This window comes from Erwinia sp. AK-PDG3-5, assembly GCF_056821705.1.
Genome location: NZ_CM165967.1, coordinates 747,078 through 767,425 on the forward strand (window position 1 = coordinate 747,078; position 20,348 = coordinate 767,425).

A 20,348-nucleotide genomic window follows, 5' to 3' on the forward strand; every position below is an offset into this window, starting at 1 on the left:
ACCCTAAGGATTTTGATTGGATAGCCGGCTACTACTTCCTGCGGCGGGTGGGTCTACGGTCAGGATTTTACAGATAACCGATACCCACCTCTTTGCAGGTAAAGATGAAACGCTGCTGGGTGTGAACACCTGGGCCAGTTATGACGCGGTACTGCAGGCAATATCCGCCAGCCCCCGTCACTATGATTTGATTGTCGCCACGGGCGATCTGGCTCAGGACCATACTGTCGAAGCCTATCAGCATTTTGCTGAGGGTATCGCGCGCCTGCCCGCACCCTGCGTCTGGCTGCCGGGAAATCACGACTTCCAGCCAGCCATGTTCAGCACCCTGGCCGAATCGCAGATTGCCGATGAAAAACATGTGCTGATTGGCGACAGCTGGCAGATTGTGTTGTTAGACAGCCAGGTCTTTGGCGTGCCGCACGGGATGCTCAGCGACTATCAGCTGGAATGGCTGGAGAATACGCTGGCGAAAGAGCCGCATCGTCATACGCTGGTGCTGTTGCATCACCATCCGCTGCCGTCTGGCTGCACCTGGCTGGATCAACACAGCCTGCGCAATCCCCACTCGCTGGATGCGGTGCTGCAAAAATACCCGCTGGCCACCACGCTGCTGTGCGGCCATATTCATCAGGATCTCGATCTGAACTGGAACGGACGCCGCCTGCTGGCGACGCCGTCGACCTGCGTGCAGTTCAAACCCCATTGCACCAATTTCACCATTGATTCCGAAGCGCCGGGCTGGCGATGGCTGGATCTTCTGCCGGACGGCCGGGTGGAAACGCAGGTCGAACGCCTGGCGACGCGGGCCTTTAGTCCCGATCCCGATTCGGAAGGATACTGACGGATGGCCACGCTACTTTATCTGCATGGCTTCAACAGTTCCCCGCAGTCAGCCAAAGCCACCCAGTTCCGTGAATGGCTGGCCGCTTACCATCCCGATCTCAAGGTGCATGTGCCGCAACTCCCTGCTTTTCCTGGCGAAGCTGCGCAGATGCTGGAGAACTGGTTGATGTCTGCCTCCGGTGAACAGGTCGGCATTGTCGGCTCCTCGTTGGGCGGCTATTACGCCACCTGGCTGTCACAACGCTTCCATCTTCCGGCGGTGGTGGTGAACCCAGCGGTGCGGCCTTTTGAACTGTTGGCGGATTATTTGGGCAACAACGAGAACCCATACACCGGCCAGCAATATGTGTTAGAGTCACGCCATATTTACGATCTGAAAATGATGCAGATTGACCCGTTAAAGTCACCAGATTTGCTCTGGTTGCTGCAACAAACGGGTGATGAAGTGCTCGATTACCGTCAGGCCCTGGACTACTACAGTGCCTGCCGCCAGACGGTTGAAGAGGGCGGCAATCATGCTTTTATCGGATTCGAACGCCATTTCTCCCCGATCCTCGACTTCCTGGGCTTGTCCTCCGGCTGACGTGAGTCGCGGCGACTGGCTTCTCACTTTTAGCCACCAATCAGATTTATACGATGACTCAATCCAGCTATAACGCTGACTCCATTGAGGTACTCAGCGGCCTTGAACCCGTTCGTCGCCGTCCGGGGATGTACACCGATACATCACGTCCTAACCACTTAGGTCAGGAAGTGATCGATAACAGCGTCGATGAGGCGCTGGCGGGCCATGCCAAACGCGTCGAAGTGATCCTGCATGCCGATCAATCGTTGGAAGTTATCGACGATGGCCGCGGCATGCCTGTGGATATTCACCCGGAAGAGGGTGTTCCAGCCGTTGAGCTGATCTTCTGTCGTCTGCACGCCGGCGGTAAATTCTCCAATAAAAACTATCAGTTCTCTGGCGGCCTGCACGGCGTCGGGATCTCGGTGGTAAACGCCCTTTCCACCCGCGTGGAAGTGACGGTTCGCCGTAATGCCGAAGTCTATGAAATGGCCTTCGAGAACGGCGATAAAGTGGAAGATTTGCACGTTACCGGCACCGTGGGTAAGCGCAACACCGGCACCCGCGTCCGCTTCTGGCCCGATGTTAACTTCTTCGACAGCCCACGCTTTTCCGTTTCGCGCCTCAGCCATTTGCTGAAGGCAAAAGCGGTACTCTGTCCGGGCGTTGAAATTGTTTTCAAAGACAACGTGAACAACACCGAACAGACCTGGTGCTATGCCGATGGCCTGACCGATTACCTGTGTGAAGCGGTAAACGGTCTGCCTACGCTGCCAGAGCGGCCATTTGTCGGCGCGTTCGCCGGCGATGTGGAAGCGGTGGACTGGGCGCTGTTGTGGCTGCCGGAAGGCGGCGAGCTGCTGACCGAAAGCTACGTCAACCTGATCCCGACTATGCAGGGCGGGACGCACGTCAACGGTCTGCGTCAGGGCCTGCTGGATGCGATGCGTGAGTTTTGTGAATACCGCAATATCCTGCCGCGCGGCGTGAAGCTGTCTGCGGAAGATATCTGGGATCGCTGTGCTTACGTGCTGTCGGTCAAAATGCAAGATCCGCAATTTGCCGGTCAGACCAAAGAGCGCCTGTCTTCACGTCAGTGCGCGGCCTTTGTTTCGGGCGTGGTGAAGGATGCCTTCAGCCTGTGGCTGAACCAGAATATTCAGACCGCTGAGATGCTGGCCGAAATGGCGGTATCGAGCGCGCAACGCCGTATGCGTGCTGCCAAAAAAGTGGTGCGTAAAAAGCTGACCAGCGGCCCGGCGCTGCCCGGCAAACTGGCTGACTGTAGCGCGCAGGATCTTAACCGCACCGAGCTGTTCCTTGTGGAAGGGGATTCCGCAGGCGGATCCGCCAAGCAGGCCCGCGATCGTGAATATCAGGCGATCATGCCGCTGAAAGGTAAGATCCTCAATACCTGGGAAGTCTCTTCGGATGAAGTGTTAGCGTCGCAGGAAGTGCATGATATCTCGGTGGCGATTGGCATCGATCCAGACAGCGAAGATCTCAGCCAGCTGCGCTACGGCAAAATCTGTATTCTTGCGGATGCGGACTCCGATGGTTTGCATATCGCCACGCTGCTGTGCGCGCTGTTTGTCCGTCACTTCCGCACGCTGGTGAAAAACGGCCACGTCTACGTGGCAATGCCGCCGCTCTACCGCATCGATCTGGGTAAAGAGGTTTATTACGCGCTGGATGAAGAAGAGAAAGCCGGCATTCTCGATCAGCTCAAGCGTAAAAAGGGCAAGCCTGGCGTACAGCGCTTTAAAGGGCTGGGCGAGATGAACCCCTTACAGCTGCGTGAAACCACCCTTGATCCAAACACCCGTCGCCTGGTTCAGCTGACGGTTGAAGATGATGAAGTGGAGAAGACCATGGCGGTGATGGATATGCTGCTGGCGAAGAAGCGTTCGGAAGATCGCCGCAACTGGCTGCAGGAAAACGGCCATACGGCAGATATCGAAGCGTAATCTAACGCCGATATAAAAAAGGCCCGGACAGGAAACCGTCCGGGCCTTTTTATTGCGTCAATGCTGGCGGGTTAACAGCTTAACGCAATGCCTGCAGAATATTCGCCGCGGCTTCCACGCGCACCGGGTTTGGGTAATTCTTGTTCGCCAGCATCACGATCCCGAGCTTCTCCGCAGGGATATAGGCAATGTAAGTACCGAAGCCATTGGTGCTGCCGGTCTTGTGGATCCAGCTGGCGGGCGTTGCCGGGTGGGCGGGAACCAGCGCGGTGACTTCACGTGGCTTAAGCGCAATGCCGTTTGCGCTGTCGGCAATAATCGTCTGTGGATTGGTCGGCCAGTCATACATCTCCCAACCCAGCCCCTGCCGGAAATTCCCGACCTGGTAATAGCCTTTCTGCGCGGTCAGCAGCGCTTCTTTCAGCACCGCATCCTTCGCGGGCAGGCTGTCGGGATCGATATTGGCCTGTAAAAATTTCGCCATGTCCTGCGCGCTGGACTTCACGCCATAGGCCTGTTCATCCAGCGGGCCTGGCGTCACGCGCAGCGGCTGGCCATTTTTATAGCCCCAGGCGTAGTCAGCCTGAGCGGATTCGGGCACGCGAAGGTAGGTGTGGGACAGGCTTAACGGCGTGAAAACCTGCTGCTGCATCAGCGAAGCAAAGCTGCTGTTAGATTTCGCCACGGCTAACAGTCCAAACAGGCCGATGCTGGCGTTAGAATAGTTGCGCTTAGTTCCGGCTTTCCACTGCGGTTGCCACTGCTGATAGTAATTCCACAGCGATTTCTGGTCGGTCACCGCATCAGGCACCTGCAGAGGTAACCCGCCCGCCGTATAGGTGGCGAGGTTGAGCAGGGTGATATCGCGCCACTGTTTGCCGGACAATTCTGCACTGTATTTCGCCACCGGATCGTCGAGCTTGATCAGCCCGCTCTGCACGGCATAGCCGCCCAGCACGCCGGTGAAGGTTTTGCTGACCGAGCCCAGCTCAAAAATAGTGTTGGCAGAAACCGGGCGGCCGCTTTTCACTTCCGCCACGCCATAATTAAAGAACCAGGGATGACCCTGATAGATCACTACCACGGCCATGCCGGGGATCTGCTGGGCTTTAAGCAGCGGGGCAATCTGGCCATCGACCACGCTTTTGATCTGTTCACTGCTCAGCGGCGGGGCAGAAAAAGCGTCAGCAGAGGTCAATGTCAGTACGGCAGACAGGCAAACTACAGGGGAAAGTCCTTTAAACATCACAGTGCTCCAGATAATTAATTAACCGGCTTATGCTAAGGGATCCTCCCGGAAGTTAACATGTCCTTAACCGCAATCGGCCAATTATGTGATGGCCGCGACATTTACCCTTTCCCTTATTCTCTGTCCGTTTAGTTGATCCCTGGCGATAATACAGGCTACTCTGCCGCCAATGTGCTGATTAAGGATTTTCTGGTGACATTTCCGCTGATAAAACGCAGCCTGATCATCTGGTTACTGCTGATGGTGATCCCGCTGATGGTGGTGCCCGGCATCCAGCTGTATCAACAATGGAAAGCGCTCAATAAGGCGTTTCAGGAAGTGGAGCTGCAGATTGCTTACCGGCTGACGCAGAATGCGGCGGTATTGCCGCTGATCTCACCCGGCAGCGATGCCAACGCGCTTAATCACAAATTCCCGCAAATTGTCGCCATTGAACCCTTGCCTGGGGGAAGTTCCCAGCAAGAGCGGATCACCCTCGCGGATAACGGCCGCTACTGGCTGAACAATCCCTGGCAGAACGTCCGCGAGCTGGTGGACTTTCGCCCGGTTGTCTCCGCGGCATTGCAGCAGGCCGAGTTCAGCCATCTGACCTTAAGCTGGCAGGAAAACGTGCTGCTTACCGCAGGCAGCGGGCAATCTGGCGGCATCTGGCACTGGTCAACAACATTTTCTCAAGAGATCCAGCCGTTTAAGCTGACCGCTGACGCGTCGGCAAACTGGGCGGTAGTCAAAATATGGCCTTCGTTACTGCTGGCGCTGCTGCTCAGTGGGCTGGTTCTGCTACTGCACCAGCTGCAGCGCCAGCGCCAGGCCGATCGCCGCGCGCAGTTTTATCAGCATTCACAGCTCAACGCGTTAGGCGAAATTACTGCGGGCATGGTGCATGAGATCAATCAGCCGCTGACCGCCATCCAGACCTGGTTACAGGGCGCGCAAAGGCTGGTGGCGAAGGGCGATCTCAGCCTGCTGCCGAAAGCGCTTGAGGGCGCCTTAAGCCAGACTCAGCGCATTGCCTTACTGCTGCAACGCTTTCGCGATCACCTTGAACAACGTGAGGTGAAGATGGAAGCGGTGGACGTGAAACGTCTATGGGGACATGTGGAGGATCTGCTGGCGCGCGAGATCCGCGAAGGCGAAATAGCCGTACAGCGCGATTTTGTTACGCCAGCACCATTGGTGCGCGCCGACCGCCTGTGGCTGGAACAGGTGCTGCATAATCTGTTAAGCAACGCGGTGCAGGCCCAAAGCGCGCAGCGTAAAGGCTGGGTTCGGGTGCAGTGCAGGGTGGACGATCGCAGCGTGTTGATAACCCTGACCGACGGCGGTAAAGGATTTTCGGAAGAGGGCCTGAAGCAGGCGCTGATGCCGTTTTACACCACCCGAGCCGAAGGTATCGGCCTCGGTATGACGCTGGCAGAAACGCTGGTATTGCGAATGAACGGCACTCTTCGCCTGTCGAATCATAAGGCTGGCGGAGCCTGCATCCAGCTGCGTTTTCAGCTTTGGGAGAAGCAATGAACGAGTCATCTATCTGGCTGATCGACGATGATGCGTCAATCAGGGAATCCCTGAGCTTTCTGTTGCAGACGCTGGGCTGGCAGGTCAACACCTTCGACAGCATTACCGCCTTTGAAAGCCACGCTTCGGTCACGCCCTCGCTGACCGGTTGCCTGTTGCTGGATATCCGCATGCCGGGAAAAAGCGGGCTGAGCTGGCTGGAAGAGACGTCCCGTCACTATCCGCTGATGCCGGTGATCCTGATGACCGGCCACGGCACTATCGACCTGTGCCGCCGGGCGTTCCAGCACGGTGCCTGGGAGTTTTTCACCAAGCCCATCGACAGCGATGCGCTGATTGAGTGCATCAGCGAGGCCTTCAAAGAGAGCGAACTGCGCGCCGGGCAATGGCAGGAACGGCAGCAGTTGGAGACCCGGTTTGCTCAGCTGACTAACCGCGAGCGCGAGGTGCTGGCACTGCTGGTCGAAGGGCAGAGCGCCAAAGAGATCGCTAAGACGCTGGCGCTTTCCCCGCGTACCGCCGAAGCGCATCGCGCCTCGATTTTTGCCCGCCTTGAGATCAACAACCTGGCCACGCTGGTCTGGCAGTATGCCCGGCTGCAAACCCTGTCTGAACCTGGTAAATCTACCAGGCACGATGGGTAATCCACCGAATAGTTCGCCTCTGACGTTTCCTGCAGAATAGGGTCCACTTACCGAAAACAGGAATACTGAGATGAAAAAGACCCTTTCTGCTCTGGCCGTACTGGCCTGCTTTAGCGCACTGCCGGTACATGCCGCGTCGCTGACTGAAAAAAACATTTCTCTGCAGCAGGCCAATGAATTGGCGTCTGCCGTCATTCAGTCCTGTTCGGCGAAAAAATATAACGTCAGCGTGACCGTACTGGATCGTGGCGGCAACGTGAAATCCCTGCAGCGCATGGATAACGCCGGCCCGCACACCGTTGAAGCCAGCCGCATGAAGGCCTTCACCGCGCTGAGCGCGAAAAACGCCTCTGGCAAAGTGATGGAAGCCGCGCAGTCCAACGCCGTCGCCGCCAATATGCGTGACATCCCGGGTTTCCTGTTGCTGGCTGGCGGTTTGCCGCTGCATGATGGCGACCAGGTGATCGGCGCGGTAGGCGTGGGTGGTGCACCGGGCGGAAATCTGGATGAGCAGTGCGCTCAGACCGCTATCGATAATGTGTTCAAAGGCTGATGAGGAAGGCTAAACCATGAAAAAAATCATTCTACTGACTTCGCTGCTAATGGTGTTGGGTTCAGCCCAGGCCGCGGAACCGGCAACCGGCTGCGCCGCGAAACGCGCAGAGGTTGTCGAACAAATTAAGTATGCTGACGCCCATGGCAACCGTTCACAGAAAGCGGGCCTGGAAAAAGCGCTGAAAGAGATCGATCAGCACTGCACTAACGACGGTCTGCTGGCCGATCGCCAACAGAAGGTCAGCGAGAAGCAGGCCAAAGTCGCCGAGCGCGAAGCCGATCTGCGTGAAGCGCAGGCCAGCGGCAGCAGCAAAAAAATTGCCAAACAGCAGAAGAAACTGGACAGCGCTAACGAAGAGTTAAAAGACGCGCAGGCGCAGTTGAGCAAGTAGGGTCGAAAAAGTCATCCCGACCCCATTCAGCCCCTAAAAATGTTAATCGCCCCTGGTGCGCACTTTGCGCGCCAGATTAGCGAGACGCTGGGTGCGACAATAAACCGCAAACAGCACAACCCCCCGGCTATTGAAAATCCGTCTGCAACACAGTAGCGCAAGTGCGGCAATCGCCAGAGGCCACACGGAGCCAGCTCCGGCCAGCAGCTGACTGAGTAGTTGTGATACCGTCAGCGCAAGCAAAATGAGCAACAGCGATAAGAATCCTGTCAGCCCTGCGGTGAAACCACGAGCCACAAGTACGCTTGCGGTTATTAACGCGACGAGCATTACCAGTGACGGCGCAAAGAAGCTCAGCGCATGAAGCTGCGGTGATAATTTGGGCAGAGTGTGCAGGAAGGGCAACAGGTTGAAGGCAAAAGCCACCAGAAATAGCGGGAATAACGTGGCTATCGGGAAGGCATTTTGTCGGGGAAGTTCGCTGACAGGACGTGAGAAATAGCGCTCCAGTTCTGGCGTGGAATGGTTCAACATATGAGCGTCATGACGCGCGATAGCACGTTCGATCTCCCGGCCATGCACTATAAGATCGTAAAAGACACTTCCGGTTATCAGTGAAAGAAATCGCCTCAAAAAACCGCCAAAGATTTTAAAGCTAAGCCACGGGTTCCAGAGTGACTGAAGCAGGATATCATCTCTCCTGAAGTAAACAAAAACCATCAAAGTCGTTTTTAGTCGCAAAAACTTCACGCAACAAATAGGGAAAATGACTTCACAGTTTCTGGGATATACTCAGCCGGTCCTCACTTTCGCTAAGGCCATCCTTGAAAATCACGCTTGAAGAACTGCGCGCCTGGGTCGTGGTTGTCGATACCGGTTCGATCACCGCTGCCGCCGAGCAGCTGAGCCAGACCACTTCCGGCATCAGCCGTGCATTGAGCAGGCTGGAAAAGAAGCTTCAGACCACCTTATTGCACCGCACCACCCGACGTATCGCCCTGACCGAAGAGGGCCAGATATTTCTGGAGCACGCACGGGAGATCCTGCGATCGGTCGAAACCGCCGAGGAGCATATTGCTCAGCGTCGTGAAGTCCCTTCAGGCCGCTTGCGGGTGAATGCCGCCACGCCGTTTATGCTGCATGTGATCGTGCCGTTACTGGACGAATTCACCGCGCGCTATCCGTTGATTCAGCTTGAACTGAATACCGACGATCTGGTGATCGATCTACTGGAGCAGCAGACCGATATCGCCATCCGGATTGGCGAGCTCAGGGATTCCAGTATTCATGCCAGGGCATTAGGCAGCAGCCGATTACGCCTGGTGGCCAGCCCGGACTATCTGGCGAAATATGGCGTGCCGACCCGCGTGGAGGATCTGGACAATCACCGTTTACTGGGCTTCAGCCAGTTGGATCGTCACAACGTCTGGCCGGTGTGGAAGAGTGAAGGGGAGCCGCTGCAAATCAAACCGACGATGTCGGCATCCAGTGGCGAAACGCTCAGGCAGCTGGCGGTTTACGGGCAGGGGATCGTGCGCATCTCCGATTTTCTCAGCCGTGAGGATCGCGCCAGCGGCAGGCTGGTTACCGTACTGGATGACCTTACGCGCGAGATGCATCACCCGATCCACGCGGTCTACTACCGCAACACCACCTTATCGGTGCGCATCAGCTGCTTCCTGGATTTTCTTAGCGAGCAGATCGCCAGCAAGCCTTTGCTTTAAAAAAGGGCAAGTGCAGCGAAAATACAGCGAATACCGACAGGGTTAAAAAAATCGCCCGGGGAGTGTTACTCATCCGGGCGAATTATTAATGCGGCTTACTTGGCCGCTTCCAGCACGAAAATCTTCACATCCACCACATCGGCTTTGATATTGGTGCGGTGCTGTTCCATATGGGCAGCCTGCTGATGCTGTTCCAGATGGCGCAGTGAATCCCAGTGCTCGACCATAAAGATGGAATCGGGCGAATGCTGCTTCCAGGGAACCTGCGCTTTAAAGTCAGTCAGCGCCTGATAGCTTCCGCAGCCCGCTTCCTCCAACACCGTTGGCGTTACGTTCTCAATAGCCTGTAAAACGGCCGTGCGGCGGCCTGGCTTTACGCAAATTTCAGCGATCACGGTGAGCATAGTCGTTCCTTTTTGGGATTGTCGTCTGACTAGTTAAGCAAAGATTTCGCTCAGATGAGTCCGATAGCGCGCAATATCTGCGGCAATGTCCGGTTGTTTAATCACATCGTTACAAATAAAGGTCGGTAAACCTTCCATGCCGAGGAACTGATTCGCCTTATGGAAGTGCAGGTACAGGCCATCGACGCCGACGCCTTCGAAGAACTGCTCGGGATCGGTAAACGCCTGCAGCGGCGCATTCCAGGTCAGGGACAGCATGTATTTGGTGCCCTGAATCAGCCCGCCGGAGCCGTATTTTTTCGCCGCGTCGGAGCGGGTACGACCATCGCTGGCGTACAGTGAACCGTGACCTTCGGTGAACACTTCATCAATGTATTTTTTCAGGATCCACGGCTCGCCCATCCACCAACCTGGCATCTGGTAAATGACGGTATCCGCATCAAGATATTTTTGCACTTCATCGGCAACCACATACCCGTCGTCAACCACGGTGACGTCGACCTGATGGCCGGCATCGCGTAAAAAGGTGGCGGCCACTTCGGTCATGGTGTGGTTCAGTTCGCCTTTTGAATGGGCGAAGGCTTTTCCTGCATCAATAATTAAAATCTTGCTCATGCTCTTTGTTCTCCAGTTCATGACATTACGGCCAGTGTACGCGCGAGAACCGCAGAGAAAAATGTGTGTTTGATCACAACACTTTTGCTTTTTGAGCAATAATGGCGCTTCACAAGGTAGGATTTCGGCACAGTTACCATGAGACAGACAACAATGATAAAAAAAATACGCATTAAAAGCGGGGTTGCCGCATTACTGCTGGTTGCAGGCGGCGCCAGTGCTCAGTCACATCTGGACCGCGTGCTGCAAAGCAAAGTCCTGACGGTTTGCACCACCGGCGATTACAAGCCGTACACCTTCCTGCGCGCTGACGGGCAATATGAAGGTATTGATATCGCGATGGCGCAGTCACTGGCCAAAAATCTCGGCGCGGAAGTGAAGTGGGTGCCCACAACCTGGAAAACCTTAACGCCGGACTTCATCGCCAAGCAGTGCGATATCGCCCTGGGCGGCGTGTCGGTCACCCTGAAGCGCCAGCAAACCGCCTGGTTTGCCATCCCGCTGGGCACCGATGGCAAGATCCCGCTGGTGCGCTGTGTTGATAAGAAGAAGTACCGCACCATTGAACAGCTGAATAAGCCGTCGGTGCGGCTGATCGAACCGGCGGGTGGCACCAACGAGGCGTTTGTGCACGCTTACCTGCCGCAGGCTAACCTGACGCTGTTCCACGACAACGTGACCATATTCCAGCAGTTAGTGGATAAAAAAGCCGACGTGATGATCACCGATGCCTCGGAAGCGATGTTCCAGCAGAAGCACTATCCCAAGCTCTGCGCCATCAATCCCGAGCAGCCGATGCAGTACGGCGAGAAAGCCTACATGCTGCCGCGTGACGATCTGAGCTGGAAACTGTATGTCGACCAGTGGCTGCATTTAAGCAATGCCACCGGCGAATATCAGCAGGTTGTCAGCCAGTGGCTGGCCGTTAAAAAATAAACCTGATGGCGGGGCGATCTTTCCCCGCCTGAATCCGCTTTGCCCCCACGGTACCCTGTGACAGACCCCGCCTGGATAAGGTACTATCCACGCCAAACGACCCCGATGTGGCGCGCCAACAGCGCCGCGATGTGAGGAATCAAGAGTAATGAGTGACCTGACGCAGGATGGTGCAGAGCGTCGTGCCCTGCATAAGTTTACGGAAGAGGCCTACCTCAACTATTCCATGTACGTCATCATGGACCGTGCGCTGCCCTATATTGGCGACGGGCTGAAGCCCGTACAGCGCCGCATTGTCTATGCGATGTCAGAGCTGGGGCTGAACAACAGCGCCAAGTTCAAAAAGTCGGCCCGTACCGTGGGTGACGTGCTGGGTAAATACCATCCGCACGGTGACAGCGCCTGTTATGAAGCGATGGTGCTGATGGCGCAGCCGTTCTCTTACCGCTATCCGCTGGTGGATGGCCAGGGGAACTGGGGTGCGCCGGACGATCCGAAGTCCTTCGCCGCGATGCGTTACACCGAATCCCGCCTGTCGAAATATGCCGAAGTGCTGCTGGGCGAGCTGGGACAGGGCACCGTCGACTATGTCCCGAACTTCGACGGCACTCTGCAGGAGCCGAAAATGCTGCCTGCGCGGCTGCCGAATATCCTGCTGAACGGCACCACCGGGATTGCGGTGGGCATGGCAACGGATATTCCTCCGCATAACCTGCGCGAAGTGGCGAAGGCGGCGATCGCACTGATCGACGCGCCAAAAACCACTCTCGACGAGCTGCTGGATATCGTGCAGGGGCCGGACTATCCGACTGAAGCCGAAATCATTACGCCACGTAACGAAATTCGTAAAATTTACCAGAGCGGTCGTGGCTCGGTGCGTATGCGCGCGGTATGGAAACGGGAAGATGGCGACGTGGTGATCACCGCGCTGCCGCATCAGGTCTCCGGTGCGCGCGTGCTGGAGCAGATTGCTGCCCAGATGCGCAATAAAAAGCTGCCGATGGTCGAGGATCTGCGTGATGAATCCAACCATGAGAACCCGACGCGGCTGGTGATTGTGCCGCGCTCCAATCGGGTGGATATGGACCAGGTGATGAACCACCTGTTTGCCACCACCGATCTGGAAAAAAGCTACCGCATCAACCTGAACATGATCGGCCTGAACAACCGTCCGGCGGTGAAAAATCTGCTGGAGATCCTCAGCGAGTGGCTGATCTACCGTCGCGATACCGTGCGCCGCCGCTTGCAGCACCGTCTGGATAAAGTGCTGCGTCGTCTGCATATCCTCGAAGGTTTGCTGGTGGCGTTCCTCAACATCGACGAAGTGATCCACATTATTCGTACCGAGGACGAACCGAAGCCGGTCTTGATGTCGCGCTTTGAGATCAGCGAAACTCAGGCTGAAGCGATCCTCGAACTGAAATTACGTCATCTCGCCAAGCTGGAAGAGATGAAAATTCGCGGCGAGCAGGATGAGCTGGCGAAAGAGCGCGATCAGCTGCAGGGCATTCTGGCGTCCGAGCGCAAAATGAATACCCTGCTGAAGAAAGAGTTGCAGGCAGACAGCGACCTGTATGGCGACGATCGCCGTTCACCGCTGCGTGAGCGTGAAGAAGCCAAAGCGATCAGCGAAAGCGAACTGGTGCCGTCAGAGCCGGTGACCATTGTGCTGTCGCAGTCTGGCTGGGTGCGCAGCGCCAAAGGGCATGATATCGATCCGGGTGGCCTCAGCTACAAAGCCGGTGACAGCTATCGCGCCGCCGCCCGTGGCAAGAGCAATCAGCCGGTGGTGTTTGTCGACTCCTCCGGGCGCAGCTATGCGTTGGATCCGATTACGCTGCCGTCGGCGCGTGGCCAGGGCGAGCCGTTAACCGGCAAGCTGACGCCACCGCCGGGCGCGGTGATGGAGCAGGTGCTGATGGAGGCCGACGATCAGAAACTGCTGATGGCCTCGAGCGCGGGCTACGGCTTCGTCTGTACCTTCAGCGATCTGGTTTCCCGTAACCGTGCCGGTAAAGCGCTGCTCACGCTGCCGCAGAATGCCAAAGTGATGACGCCACTGGCGATCCATCATGATGACGATCTGCTGTTAGCGATCACCTCTGCGGGCCGGATGCTGCTGTTCCCGGTGGGCGATCTGCCGCAGCTGTCGAAAGGCAAGGGCAACAAAATTATCTCCATTCCTTCCGCGCAGGCGGCGTCCGGTGAAGATAATCTGGCCTGGCTGCTGCTGCTGACACCACAAACCTCGGTGACGCTGCACGTCGGTAAACGCAAGCTGACGCTGAAGCCTGACGATCTGCAGAAGTTCCGCGCAGAGCGCGGGCGTCGCGGTACGCTGTTGCCACGTGGATTGCAGCGTATCGATCGGGTGGAAGTTGACGGTCCGGTCAGAGCACCGGTTGCTGACAGCGAAGAGTAACGGTCCCTGTATACTGGGTGCTGGCCAGGCGAAAGCCTGGCTAACCCAGTGAAATGCAGTCAATTTCAAGATTTCAGGATATACTTTATCCGTACCCCGAAGGCAGGGCGTTCGCCCCGGTAACAGGTCAGGTTACCGTCTGCCGACTCAGGGGAGTCTGAAAGCAATAACGAGGATGTGATGCTCTCAATTTTACGTTTTATTGTCGTGGTGGTTTACTCAATCCTGGTGTGTGTCTTTGGCTGCATCTGGTGCTTATTCAGCCCGAGAAACCCGCGTCACGTCGCCACGTTTGGCCATCTTTTTGGCAAACTTTCGACGGTATTTGGCCTGAAAGTCGAACTCCGCCGTCCAGAAGGCGCCGAAAATTACCCTAACGCCATCTATATTGCCAACCATCAAAATAACTACGATATGATCACCGCGGCGAAGATTGTGCAGCCGACGACGGTGACCGTCGGCAAGAAAACGCTGTTGTGGGTGCCCTTTTTTGGCCTGCTGTACTGGCTGACCGGTAACCTGCTGATTGACCGTGATAACCGCTCCAAGGCGCACGGCACCATTGGCGAACTGGTCGATCAGTTCAAGAAGAAAAAAATTTCGTTCTGGATGTTCCCGGAAGGTACCCGCAGCCGTGGTCGTGGCCTGCTGCCGTTTAAAACCGGCGCGTTCCACGCGGCAATGGCCGCCGGTGTGCCGATCATCCCGATTGTGGTGTCGAACACCCACGATAAAATTAAGCTTAACCGCCTGAACAACGGCCATGTGATTATCGAAATGCTACCACCGGTAGACACGGCTGCCTTTGCCGACCAGTCGGTACGCAAGCTGGCGACGCACTGCCGTGAACTGATGATGGCGAAACTTGACGAGTTGAACGCAGAAGTGGCCGCGCGCGAAGCCGCCGATAAAAGATAATTTCAGCCAGCCTGCGGGCTGGCTTACCCTCACACAGCAAAGACCAGAATCATAAAAGATGGATAGCAGTCCGGCATAAGGACTGCGTTTTGGTTTACGGAGTTTTTATGTCTTTCAGTCGACGTCAGTTTATTCAGGCTTCGGGTATCGCGCTGTGCGCGGGCTCGTTGCCTGTTAATGCGTTCGCCGCCGGGCCGGGCACCGCATTGCCGGTCCCGCCGCTGGTGGAATCGCGCCGTGGGCAGCCCATTTTCCTGACCCTCCAACGCAGTCACTGGTCCTTCACTGGCGATGGCAATAAGGCCCAGGTGTGGGGCGTCAACGGCCTCTATCTCGGGCCGACGGTGCGGGTCTGGAGCGGCGATGATGTCAAGCTGATCTACAGCAACCGACTGAATGAACCCGTCTCGATGACCATTAGCGGTCTGCAGGTGCCTGGCGCACTGGCGGGCGGCGCACCACGACTGATGTCACCGGGCGTGGACTGGGCGCCGGTATTGCCGATCCGCCAGCCGGCCACCGCCTGCTGGTATCACGCCAACACGCCAAACCGCATGGCACCTCACGTTTACAATGGGCTGGCCGGTCTGTGGCTGATTGAAGATGAGGTCAGCAAAGCGCTGCCGATCCCCAATCATTACGGCGTCGATGATTTCCCGCTGATTATCCAGGATAAGCGGCTGGATAACTTTGGTTCACTCCAGTATGACCCGCCGTCCAGCGGTGGCTTCGTCGGCGACACGCTGCTGGTTAACGGCGTGCAGAATCCGTATGTCGACGTCTCGCGCGGCTGGGTGCGTTTGCGCCTGCTTAACGCCTCCAACTCCCGCTGTTATCAGCTGTTAATGAGCGACAACCGCCCGTTCAACGTGATTTCCAGCGATCAGGGATTCCTGCCTGCGCCGGTGGCAGTCAAGCAGCTATCGCTGGCACCGGGCGAACGCCGTGAAGTGCTGGTGGACATGAGCCAGGGCGACGAAGTGTCGATCACTGCGGGCACCGCAGCCGGTATCGTTGACCGCTTGCGCGGCCTGTTCGAACCCTCCAGCATTCTGACCTCGACGCTGGTGCTGACGCTGCGTCCGACCGGGCTGTTACCGCTGGTCACCGATAACCTGCCAATGCGCCTGCTGGCCGATGAGATGATTGAAGGTTCGGTCAGCCGCACGCGTGAATTCAGCCTCGGTGATGCATTGCCGGGCATCAATGGCGCGCTATGGGATATGGAGCGAATTGACGTGCAGGCGCAGCAGGGCACCTTTGAGCGCTGGATTATCCATGCCGATCTGCCGCAGTCATTCCATATTCAGGGCGTGAAGTTCCTGATTAAAAACGTCAACGGCGCGCAGCCATGGGCAGAAGACCGCGGCTGGAAAGATACGGTCTGGGTCGACGGCACGGTGGAGTTATTTGTCTCTTTGCTGCAATCCTCAGCCGAACACTTCCCGTTCGTCTATTACAGCCAGACGCTGGAAATGGCCGACCGCGGCTCGGCGGGTCAGATGCTGGTACAGCCAACGATTTAGGTGGCGAGAGTCGGGCAGGCAGGCAAAAAAAACGGGGCGATTAATTCGCCCCGTTTGCACAGTTAGTTCAGCTCATCCGGATTTGGTCCCAGTCGGTTACCCTTATCCAGCTTGGCAATCTCGCTGATTTCAGGTTTCTCCAGACGGAAGTCAAACACCTTAAAGTTCTCTTCGATGCGCGACGGCGTGACCGATTTCGGGATCACCACCAGGCCGCTATCCAGATGCCAGCGAATCACGATCTGCGCCGGGGTTTTGCCGTATTTCTTCGCCAGGTTTTTAATGATTTCCTGATCAAATACGCCTTTACCGCCCTGCGCTAACGGACTCCAGGACTCGGTCTGAATATGGTGCATCGCATTCCACGCGTGCAGCGTGCGCTGCTGCAGCATCGGATGCAGCTCAATCTGATTGACCACCGGGCTGACGCCAGTCTCTTCCAGCAGCCGTTTCAGGTGGGCTTCCTGGAAATTACAGACGCCGATACTTTTGGTCAGCCCTTGTTTCTGTAACTCAATCATCGCTTTCCAGGCATCAACGTAGTTGTCTTTTGCCGGGCACGGCCAGTGCATCAGATAAAGATCGACACTCTCCAGCTGCAATTTTTTCAGGCTGGTTTCCATCGCCTGCGGCGCGTTCAGCTGATCGTCATTCCACAGTTTGGTGGTGATAAAGATATCCTCGCGCGGGATATCGGTTTCTTGCAGCGCCTGCCCAATCCCTTCCTCGTTTTTATAGATGGCGGCGGTATCCAGTGAACGATAGCCGACCTGCAACGCCTTAACTGCCGCGGTGCGGGTGTCGTCAATGCTGGCCTGCCAGACACCAAGGCCAATCTGCGGCATCATGTTGCCGTCATGGAGTTTAATTACAGGTTGCTCTGCCATGTTTTCTCCTTTGCAGCGAATGAACCGGCACCTCTGTGCCGGCGAGTGACTCTAAGTCTAGTTGAGAATAGCCGCGCCGTTGGGCATGATGCTATTTGGAATTCTCTGAGAGTAAAACTCGTTTATGGATCGCAACACGCTTTGTACTCAGCTTGCCAGCAAGGTGGTGCATCTGGTGACATCGGGCGCTTCGCCGCTGGCTTCGTTGCCGGATGTTCGCCTGATTTATGCCGACAAGCCCAGCGGACGGACGCCGGTGCTTTATTCCTCGGGGATCGTGATCCTGTTCCAGGGGCAGAAAACCGGCTACCTCGGCAATAATGTTTTTCATTACGATGCCACGGAATACCTGATGCTGACCGTGCCGCTGTCGGTAGAGTGTGAAACCTTCGCCACGCCGGAAGCGCCGCTGGCCGGGATCCTGCTGAACGTCGATCCGGTCAAGCTGCAGGATTTGCTGATCGATATTGGCGATGACGACAGCTTCCATCCCGAACCGCAAACCCGGGGCATTCACTCCTCCGCGCTGACGGAAGAGATGCTCTGTGCCGCCGAGCGGCTGCTGGATGTGCTGGCGAATCCGCGCGATGCTCGCGTGCTGGGCCCGCAGATTGTCAGGGAAATTCTTTATCATGTGCTGCTTGGCCCGTGTGGCGGGGCGCTGATGGCGCTGGTCAGTCGCCACACCCAGTTCAGCCAGATTGCCCGCGCGCTGCGCCGCATCGAACACCATTACACTGATAACCTCAGCGTTGACCTGCTGGCCGCGGAAGTAAATATGAGCGTCTCGGCGTTTCACCATAACTTCAAAGCGGTGACCAGCACCTCGCCGTTGCAGTATCTGAAAAGCTACCGGCTGCACCAGGCGCGGATGCTGATGCTGCACGAAGGGCTGAAGGCCAGCGCGGCGGCAATGCGGGTGGGGTATGAAAGTGCTTCGCAGTTTTCGCGCGAGTTTAAGCGCTATTTTGGCGTTACGCCGGGCGAAGAAGCGACGCGGATGCGTCAGGCGGGATAAGAGAAAGGCCGGAGCACCGGCCTTTTTTTACGCCGATTTTTTACGGCGGATCAGCAGTACCACGCTGCCGATTAATCCGGCGCAGAGCAGCACCAGCGGCAGCACCATCAGAATGGTCATCACCTGATCTTCGTGCCGTTTGATAAACGGCACCTGGGTGATGGCAAAGCCCAGCGACACCAGAATGCCTACCCAGAGAAAACCGCTCAGCCAGTTAAACAGCTGGAAGCGGCCGTTTTTCAGGCCGGAAATCCCTGCCATGGTCGGCAGAATGGTGCGCACAAAGCCCAGAAAACGGCCAACGATCAAAGCCGTCAAACCGTGGCGATGAAACAGATTCCACGCCCGCTGGTGATACTGCACCGGCAGATGCATCAGCCAGCTTTTCACCAGCCGCGTATTGCCCAGCCAGCGCCCCTGTAAATAGCTAAGCCAGCAGCCGAGGCTGGCGGCCAGCGTCAGGATCGCCACCGTAGGCACAAAGTCCATCACCCCTTTGGCAATCATCGCGCCTGCCAGTAACAGCAGGCTGTCGCCCGGCAAAAACGAGGCGGGCAACAGGCCATTTTCAAGAAACAGGGTAGCGAACATAATGCAATAAACTACCCAAATGACGTCCGGATTGGCCAGCGCAGCAAAATCCTGATGCCACAGCGCCTGAACAATCTCATGCAATACACCCATCTTAATTCCTGTTTACTGCGTTAAGCTGCCATTGTAGCGCTAATCCCCTCACCACACTTTGATCAAGGGCGCGGATGTCGCACCGTTAATCGTCCGTTTAGCTTTATCAGGCAGGACAGGCGGAAAGACGAGCAAATCCGGCAGCCAGGTCTTCAATCAGGTCGTCAACGTTCTCCAGGCCAATATGCAGGCGCACCAGCGTGCCAGTAAAATCCACGCCGCCGGCCGGCCGGATTTCCGCCAGCTCCTCCGGTTGATTAGCGAGGATCAGCGACTCGTAGCCGCCCCAGGAATAGGCCATGCTGAAGTGTTCGAAGCGATCGAGATACTCAGCCAGCTGCGGGTCGGTCAAACGCGCTTTCAGCACAAAGGAGAACAGGCCGCTGCTGCCGGTAAAGTCGCGTTGCCAGAATTCATGTCCCTTACATTGTGGCAGAGCAGGGTGATTGACCACGGAAACTTCGGCCCGATCCGCCAGCCAGTTGGCGACCTTTATTGCGCTTTCTTCATGCTGACGTAGGCGCACGGCCAGCGTTCTTAATCCCCGGCTGGCCATATAGGCGGTATCGGCATCGACCATCTGACCCATCAGATAGGAGTTTTCACGCAGCTGTGCCCAGCAACGTTCATTGGCAACGGCGGTACCGATCATCGCGTCGGAGTGACCAATCAGATACTTGGTGCCGGCCTGAATAGAAATATCCACACCAAAATCCAGCGCGCGGAACAGAATGCCGGCGGCCCAGGTATTGTCGATCATGATCACCGCATCCGGCGCTTTGCTGCGCACGGCGGCGACAATCGCCGGGACATCCTGCACTTCCATGGTGATCGAAGCCGGAGATTCGAGGAACACCACTTTGGTATTTGGCTGCACCCGTTCGGCAATTTCCGCACCGATGCAGTGATCGAACCAGCTGGTGGAGACATTCATTTTGCTGAGGATTTTGGTGCAGAAGTCCTGCGTCGGCTCATACACCGAGCCCGCCATCAGCACGTTATCGCCAGCAGAAACAAAGGCCAGAATGGCGTTAGCAACCGCGGCCGCGCCGCAAGGATAGAGCGCACAGCCCGCGCCACCTTCCAGTTCGGTCATCGCGTCCTGCAGGGAAAAGTGGGTCAGCGTGCCGCGACGGCCGTAAAATAACTCGCCATCGGCGCGGCCGGCGGTACAGCGTTTTTTCTCCGCCACGCTATCAAACACCAGCGAGGAGGCCCGCTGGATCACGCTATTCACTGAGCCCTGGGTAAAACGTTTACTGCGTCCGGCGGCAATCAGCGCCGTTTCAATTTTTTTACTGGTCATCGGAATGCTCTGTTTGCGGATGTCTGGTCTGCCTTAACGTTAACACGGCAGGCGGCTGGGCGAAATTAAGCGTAGGGCACTGTGAGAAAGATTCAGCAAAAGTCGGCTGGATATGCGTTAAATCAGGAAAGTGTGTAAAAAATGTTACCCCAAAAGTAAATAGTAATGATAA

At 56.6% G+C, this 20,348-nt stretch carries 20 protein-coding genes; 13 read left to right on the plus strand and 7 right to left on the minus strand.

Annotation, left to right across the window (positions count from 1 at the left end; all coding sequences use genetic code 11):
* The first annotated feature begins 16 nt into the window (after positions 1–16).
* From cpdA to parE, 3 genes are read left to right on the plus strand one after another with little or no spacing between them, the layout of a single operon-like run.
* Positions 17–844, plus strand: coding sequence for a 3',5'-cyclic-AMP phosphodiesterase (cpdA, locus tag AC1UKS_RS03425; protein WP_013203871.1), 828 nt, complete (start codon positions 17–19; stop codon positions 842–844).
* 3 nt (positions 845–847) lie between these two features.
* Entirely contained in the window at positions 848–1,429 is a 582-nt protein-coding gene (gene yqiA, locus AC1UKS_RS03430; RefSeq protein ID WP_265909626.1) for an esterase YqiA, read from the plus strand.
* Between the two features lie 53 nt (positions 1,430–1,482).
* Positions 1,483–3,378 (plus strand): DNA topoisomerase IV subunit B, encoded by a 1,896-nt coding sequence (gene parE / locus AC1UKS_RS03435; protein WP_053144838.1) that lies wholly within the window; start codon positions 1,483–1,485, stop codon positions 3,376–3,378.
* A 79-nt stretch (positions 3,379–3,457) separates the two neighbouring features.
* On the opposite strand, the gene ampC is transcribed toward parE, so the two are convergent.
* On the minus strand, positions 3,458–4,624 hold the full coding sequence (gene ampC, locus AC1UKS_RS03440) for a class C beta-lactamase (protein ID WP_482435742.1): 1,167 nt from the start codon (positions 4,622–4,624) through the stop codon (positions 3,458–3,460).
* A gap of 195 nt (positions 4,625–4,819) precedes the next feature.
* Here ampC and AC1UKS_RS03445 point away from each other — a divergent pair, with 195 nt between their 5' ends.
* From AC1UKS_RS03445 to AC1UKS_RS03460, 4 genes are all read left to right on the plus strand, one after another.
* Positions 4,820–6,145, plus strand: a complete 1,326-nt coding sequence (locus AC1UKS_RS03445) for a sensor histidine kinase (RefSeq protein WP_482435744.1) — start codon at positions 4,820–4,822, stop codon at positions 6,143–6,145.
* Entirely contained in the window at positions 6,142–6,789 is a 648-nt protein-coding gene (locus AC1UKS_RS03450; protein WP_482435747.1) for a response regulator transcription factor, read from the plus strand. Before AC1UKS_RS03445 ends, AC1UKS_RS03450 begins: the two co-directional genes overlap by 4 nt.
* A gap of 70 nt (positions 6,790–6,859) precedes the next feature.
* Complete coding sequence (locus AC1UKS_RS03455) at positions 6,860–7,342, plus strand: GlcG/HbpS family heme-binding protein (RefSeq protein ID WP_482435749.1); 483 nt, start codon at positions 6,860–6,862, stop codon at positions 7,340–7,342.
* Positions 7,343–7,358: 16 nt separating this feature from the next.
* Positions 7,359–7,736, plus strand: a complete 378-nt coding sequence (locus AC1UKS_RS03460; RefSeq protein ID WP_482435751.1) for a DUF1090 domain-containing protein — start codon at positions 7,359–7,361, stop codon at positions 7,734–7,736.
* Positions 7,737–7,778: 42 nt separating this feature from the next.
* Here the strand turns inward: AC1UKS_RS03460 and AC1UKS_RS03465 are convergent, their stop codons facing one another.
* Positions 7,779–8,456 (minus strand): hypothetical protein, encoded by a 678-nt coding sequence (locus AC1UKS_RS03465; protein WP_482435753.1) that lies wholly within the window; start codon positions 8,454–8,456, stop codon positions 7,779–7,781.
* A 104-nt stretch (positions 8,457–8,560) separates the two neighbouring features.
* On the opposite strand from AC1UKS_RS03465, the gene AC1UKS_RS03470 reads away from it, so the two are divergent.
* The gene (locus AC1UKS_RS03470; protein ID WP_482435755.1) at positions 8,561–9,460 is read left to right on the plus strand and encodes a LysR family transcriptional regulator; all 900 of its coding nucleotides are present in this window, start codon (positions 8,561–8,563) and stop codon (positions 9,458–9,460) included.
* Between the two features lie 95 nt (positions 9,461–9,555).
* Here AC1UKS_RS03470 and AC1UKS_RS03475 read toward each other — a convergent pair whose 3' ends face one another.
* Positions 9,556–9,864 carry a putative quinol monooxygenase gene (locus AC1UKS_RS03475; RefSeq protein ID WP_053144804.1) on the minus strand — a complete coding sequence of 103 codons (309 nt, stop codon included), beginning with the start codon at positions 9,862–9,864 and terminating at the stop codon, positions 9,556–9,558.
* Positions 9,865–9,897: 33 nt separating this feature from the next.
* Entirely contained in the window at positions 9,898–10,479 is a 582-nt protein-coding gene (locus AC1UKS_RS03480; protein WP_105760224.1) for an NAD(P)H-dependent oxidoreductase, read from the minus strand.
* 153 nt (positions 10,480–10,632) lie between these two features.
* Here AC1UKS_RS03480 and AC1UKS_RS03485 point away from each other — a divergent pair, with 153 nt between their 5' ends.
* From AC1UKS_RS03485 to ftsP, 4 genes are all read left to right on the plus strand, one after another.
* On the plus strand, positions 10,633–11,415 hold the full coding sequence (locus tag AC1UKS_RS03485; RefSeq protein ID WP_265909605.1) for a transporter substrate-binding domain-containing protein: 783 nt from the start codon (positions 10,633–10,635) through the stop codon (positions 11,413–11,415).
* A 148-nt stretch (positions 11,416–11,563) separates the two neighbouring features.
* Positions 11,564–13,837, plus strand: a complete 2,274-nt coding sequence (gene parC / locus AC1UKS_RS03490) for a DNA topoisomerase IV subunit A (RefSeq protein WP_482435758.1) — start codon at positions 11,564–11,566, stop codon at positions 13,835–13,837.
* Between the two features lie 180 nt (positions 13,838–14,017).
* Positions 14,018–14,755, plus strand: coding sequence for a 1-acylglycerol-3-phosphate O-acyltransferase (locus tag AC1UKS_RS03495; RefSeq protein WP_482435759.1), 738 nt, complete (start codon positions 14,018–14,020; stop codon positions 14,753–14,755).
* 107 nt (positions 14,756–14,862) lie between these two features.
* Positions 14,863–16,281, plus strand: coding sequence for a cell division protein FtsP (gene ftsP, locus AC1UKS_RS03500; RefSeq protein WP_482435761.1), 1,419 nt, complete (start codon positions 14,863–14,865; stop codon positions 16,279–16,281).
* 62 nt (positions 16,282–16,343) lie between these two features.
* Here ftsP and dkgA read toward each other — a convergent pair whose 3' ends face one another.
* Positions 16,344–17,168: a 2,5-didehydrogluconate reductase DkgA gene (dkgA, locus tag AC1UKS_RS03505; protein ID WP_265909600.1), complete on the minus strand. Its 825-nt coding sequence runs from the start codon at positions 17,166–17,168 to the stop codon at positions 16,344–16,346.
* A gap of 124 nt (positions 17,169–17,292) precedes the next feature.
* On the opposite strand from dkgA, the gene AC1UKS_RS03510 reads away from it, so the two are divergent.
* Positions 17,293–18,186: an AraC family transcriptional regulator gene (locus AC1UKS_RS03510; protein ID WP_265909599.1), complete on the plus strand. Its 894-nt coding sequence runs from the start codon at positions 17,293–17,295 to the stop codon at positions 18,184–18,186.
* Between the two features lie 27 nt (positions 18,187–18,213).
* Here the strand turns inward: AC1UKS_RS03510 and AC1UKS_RS03515 are convergent, their stop codons facing one another.
* Together AC1UKS_RS03515 and metC are read right to left on the minus strand one after the other, a co-directional pair.
* Positions 18,214–18,870: a DedA family protein gene (locus tag AC1UKS_RS03515; RefSeq protein ID WP_053144792.1), complete on the minus strand. Its 657-nt coding sequence runs from the start codon at positions 18,868–18,870 to the stop codon at positions 18,214–18,216.
* Between the two features lie 106 nt (positions 18,871–18,976).
* Positions 18,977–20,176: a cystathionine beta-lyase gene (gene metC, locus AC1UKS_RS03520; RefSeq protein ID WP_482435764.1), complete on the minus strand. Its 1,200-nt coding sequence runs from the start codon at positions 20,174–20,176 to the stop codon at positions 18,977–18,979.
* Between the last annotated feature and the right edge of the window lie 172 nt (positions 20,177–20,348).

What these genes read in the sequence shown, in the direction of transcription:
- AC1UKS_RS03510 (WP_265909599.1), top strand. Translation starts at nt 17,293, where the DNA reads ATGGATCGCAACACGCTTTGTACTCAGCTTGCCAGCAAGGTGGTGCAT.
- AC1UKS_RS03485 (WP_265909605.1), top strand. Translation starts at nt 10,633, where the DNA reads ATGATAAAAAAAATACGCATTAAAAGCGGGGTTGCCGCATTACTGCTG.
- metC (WP_482435764.1), bottom strand. Translation starts at nt 20,176, where the DNA reads ATGACCAGTAAAAAAATTGAAACGGCGCTGATTGCCGCCGGACGCAGT.
- ftsP (WP_482435761.1), top strand. Translation starts at nt 14,863, where the DNA reads ATGTCTTTCAGTCGACGTCAGTTTATTCAGGCTTCGGGTATCGCGCTG.
- AC1UKS_RS03515 (WP_053144792.1), bottom strand. Translation starts at nt 18,870, where the DNA reads ATGGGTGTATTGCATGAGATTGTTCAGGCGCTGTGGCATCAGGATTTT.
- AC1UKS_RS03450 (WP_482435747.1), top strand. Translation starts at nt 6,142, where the DNA reads ATGAACGAGTCATCTATCTGGCTGATCGACGATGATGCGTCAATCAGG.
- AC1UKS_RS03460 (WP_482435751.1), top strand. Translation starts at nt 7,359, where the DNA reads ATGAAAAAAATCATTCTACTGACTTCGCTGCTAATGGTGTTGGGTTCA.
- parC (WP_482435758.1), top strand. Translation starts at nt 11,564, where the DNA reads ATGAGTGACCTGACGCAGGATGGTGCAGAGCGTCGTGCCCTGCATAAG.
- yqiA (WP_265909626.1), top strand. Translation starts at nt 848, where the DNA reads ATGGCCACGCTACTTTATCTGCATGGCTTCAACAGTTCCCCGCAGTCA.
- ampC (WP_482435742.1), bottom strand. Translation starts at nt 4,624, where the DNA reads ATGTTTAAAGGACTTTCCCCTGTAGTTTGCCTGTCTGCCGTACTGACA.
- AC1UKS_RS03480 (WP_105760224.1), bottom strand. Translation starts at nt 10,479, where the DNA reads ATGAGCAAGATTTTAATTATTGATGCAGGAAAAGCCTTCGCCCATTCA.
- AC1UKS_RS03475 (WP_053144804.1), bottom strand. Translation starts at nt 9,864, where the DNA reads ATGCTCACCGTGATCGCTGAAATTTGCGTAAAGCCAGGCCGCCGCACG.
- parE (WP_053144838.1), top strand. Translation starts at nt 1,483, where the DNA reads ATGACTCAATCCAGCTATAACGCTGACTCCATTGAGGTACTCAGCGGC.
- AC1UKS_RS03495 (WP_482435759.1), top strand. Translation starts at nt 14,018, where the DNA reads ATGCTCTCAATTTTACGTTTTATTGTCGTGGTGGTTTACTCAATCCTG.
- dkgA (WP_265909600.1), bottom strand. Translation starts at nt 17,168, where the DNA reads ATGGCAGAGCAACCTGTAATTAAACTCCATGACGGCAACATGATGCCG.
- AC1UKS_RS03465 (WP_482435753.1), bottom strand. Translation starts at nt 8,456, where the DNA reads ATGGTTTTTGTTTACTTCAGGAGAGATGATATCCTGCTTCAGTCACTC.
- AC1UKS_RS03455 (WP_482435749.1), top strand. Translation starts at nt 6,860, where the DNA reads ATGAAAAAGACCCTTTCTGCTCTGGCCGTACTGGCCTGCTTTAGCGCA.